Origin of the sequence: Psittacicella hinzii (genome assembly GCF_003585935.1) — a bacterium.
Taxonomy (GTDB): Bacteria; Pseudomonadota; Gammaproteobacteria; order Enterobacterales; family Psittacicellaceae; genus Psittacicella; species Psittacicella hinzii.
The window spans coordinates 1-2,974 of sequence record NZ_NRJG01000215.1 but is presented as its reverse complement, the minus strand read 5'-3'; the positions used below and the strand labels follow the sequence as shown (position 1 = coordinate 2,974).

Sequence of the window (2,974 nt, the reverse complement as noted above, 5' to 3'; positions counted from 1 at the left end):
AAATTTTCACAACCTTTAAACCTGTAACTGATATATCGCGGAAATGAATAATTGGGATGATTAAAAAACAAGCAAAGATATACCAAGCAGGAGTTTGTAATTGCGTAAGAGGTAAAATAATAGTATATAAACTAGCTAATATTATATTTAAGCGTAAATAAGTTTCATTGAACATTTTAAATAATGAACTTAGAAAATCTGTCATTGCGTCATTTGATTGATTTGCTAATCTTGTTATTGAAGCTATGTACAGTGGATCGTGACTTACAACGAAGTTTTTACCTTTACGGTTATAGAACCAGATAAACAAACAAATAACTATATGAAATAAAATAAAACAACAAGCTACATAAATTACATCATTTGTGTATGCTGAAAGTCCCATAGTACCTATAACCAGAATTTGTTTCCATAGTTGTAGGGGGATGATTTTATCTTTGTCTTTAGTAAATTTTAAAATCATTGAAGCTAGTTCAATCATTACATAAAGACAACCTGCATATTGTAAGCTGTATTCTTTGTACGAGCTTAAATACGTTAGATAAAATACTAAGAGAAAGACCACGGTTGATAATTTGCTTAGCAATAAATTAAATAAAACTCTCAACATAGTTTTAGGCCTTAGGAAATATTGATAGCTATAACAATAGCTCAAGTGCTTGAATGGGGTATTAATTATTAATCTGCAAAACGTTTGGCTGTTGATAAAAACGTAGTGAGATTAATTTGTTAAGATTAAGATGATTATACAATGATTTGCTTACAAACTCCCTACTAAATAGGATAGATGAGCGAATATAATTGCTTAGCATTTGCTACGTAATCTTTGTTACTTAATTCTATCAATGTCTTACTACTATAGTATAATTGGTAAAATCAAAGTATAAATAACATAACTTAATATCAGTTTCTCCCTAATCCTAAGAATTTATATTAATAACTTTTAGTTATTCAAGATTTTATGGCTAATCCTACAAAATTTATAGCTTCGTGTATGGAATATGCAGGCTTAATCGGATTTTTCTTAATCTATAAGTTTGCACCACATGAATATGCCTTACGCGCTGCTAGTATTTTCTTATTGATTTTCACTTTTATCCAAATAGCATACTTTAAACTAAATAAAATTAAGATGACTAGGGCTATGATTTTTGCCAATGTTGTAACTATTTTATTTAGTATTCCTACAATTGTCTTTAATGACTTCCAATATGTAAGAATTAAGTTGCTCATTTTAAAAACGGTGATGTTCGTTGTACCATTAATATTTCTCCTGTTTAAAGCTAATTTCCTTTATGTACTATTTGGAGATTTACACGGTTTAGAAAAATTAGATAAACGTGAGTTTAACATCATTAACTGGTGGTTTATTGCTTTATCTGGTATTAGTCTTCTTATTACTATTTATGCTTATATTTCTTTAGACGATGATGCCTTTTTAACCTTAAAGACCTTTTGGTTACCAATTTTAGGTATAGGTTATATTATTCCGATAATGTATTATCTGTTTAAGAAAGAGTATAAGTTACAAACTAACAAATAATATTTAACCCCCCCAACTTTAGCGTTGAGGGGTTTAAATTTATAAGTAAATCTTATTTTTTATTAAGATTCATAAAATCTTCATCAAGTGCAGTATGAGCATTTGGAGCATCTACTTTATCAGCATCAAACTGTAATTGTGCATTTTCTACACGTTTAAAAGTATTAGCTGGTTGTTTCTCTTGCTTTTTAAATAAGCGGCTGAAAAAACCATTTTTTGTTTTAGTTTTTACTGTTGGAGCTGCATTTACAGTAGGCATTGGCTCTGGCTCGTTATTTTGATTTGGCACTTGAGTAGTGTCTACTGGAGCTGTAGTTCCAAGAGTTTTATTTACTTTAGCTGATTTCTTACTTGAAGCTTCTTGATTAGCTACATTTGCTTCTTTAGTAGTTTCGTTACGGTAAGTAACTTTGCTACTTTCGACTGTATAGTGATTATTTTTTTGTAATGAAATGTAATATTGTGAAATCACATTTTTAGCAATTTCGTAATCATCTTTGTATTGACTTTCATTACTATGATCTTTAATTTCTTCAGTATTACCTAAAACACTAATATAAGAGAAGTAGATAACAATACTAAAGATAATCACAAAGGCATATTTAATTAAGATTAAAGCATCAACAATAAAATCACCTAATAAGCCTAAGCGAATATATTCACTAATGTACTTAATGCCAACAAAGCTTACTTCTAAAATACAAGTAGCTAACACGTAAATGCATAAGAAAGTTAAAATTGTTAATGCGTAACGTTTAGCAATATTAAAGCTTAGTTGCCACATGCTAAGTGGGTTTGATGAATTAGCAGTAACCGTAATCGCAAACCAAGGGATATATATAATTAAATTGGCTACAATCACCGCAATAACAAACACTAGCATGATGATCATGACTATAGGTAGATGCGAAAATTTACCTGCTAAACCATAAAATGGAGAAGCTAAGAAAATGCTAGTATAGCTAGCTAAAAGTAAACCGATAAAAGTGCGTAAATAGGTTTTACCGAATTTATATTTACATAGCTTTTGCGCAAATTTACAAGCTAAGGTAAAGTTAAATCTACTAGCAAAGTTATTAGTTTCATTTAACTTTTCAGGATCTTTACGATATCTTAAAAGAATCTGCTTTACTTCGACATTAAAAATACGAATTAGTAAAGTAAAGAATAAACTAATAACAGCAACACTTAAAAATACTTTTACTAAGAACCAGAATCCAAGATAATGGTAATTAGGTTTTAAACTGTAGAGAACCCCAGCAATATCTAGGGTTTGAGTCGGGAGTAATCCTAGCAATTTATCGCAAACTAAATAATACCCTATAGACATTAATAAACATAATTGCGATATCACTACAATATTTTTCCCAAGAAACTTTAATGTTATGAGAATAGGGTGTTGTTGCATAAATATCTGGTCAGGTTAAAATC

The 2,974-nt window shown here is 29.5% G+C and carries 3 protein-coding genes; 1 reads left to right on the top strand and 2 read right to left on the bottom strand.

Annotated elements, in window-relative coordinates:
* The coding region (locus tag CKF58_RS08280; protein WP_147397252.1) for a hypothetical protein at positions 1-565 on the bottom strand (565 nt) is incomplete at its 3' end.
* A gap of 396 nt (positions 566-961) precedes the next feature.
* Between CKF58_RS08280 and CKF58_RS08275 the strand changes: the two genes are divergently transcribed.
* The gene (locus CKF58_RS08275) at positions 962-1,543 is read left to right on the top strand and encodes a septation protein IspZ (protein ID WP_119532794.1); all 582 of its coding nucleotides are present in this window, start codon (positions 962-964) and stop codon (positions 1,541-1,543) included.
* Positions 1,544-1,595: 52 nt separating this feature from the next.
* On the opposite strand, the gene CKF58_RS08270 is transcribed toward CKF58_RS08275, so the two are convergent.
* A complete protein-coding gene (locus CKF58_RS08270) occupies positions 1,596-2,873 on the bottom strand; it encodes a hypothetical protein (protein ID WP_147397251.1) in 1,278 nt (425 codons plus the stop codon).
* Positions 2,874-2,974 lie beyond the last annotated feature (101 nt).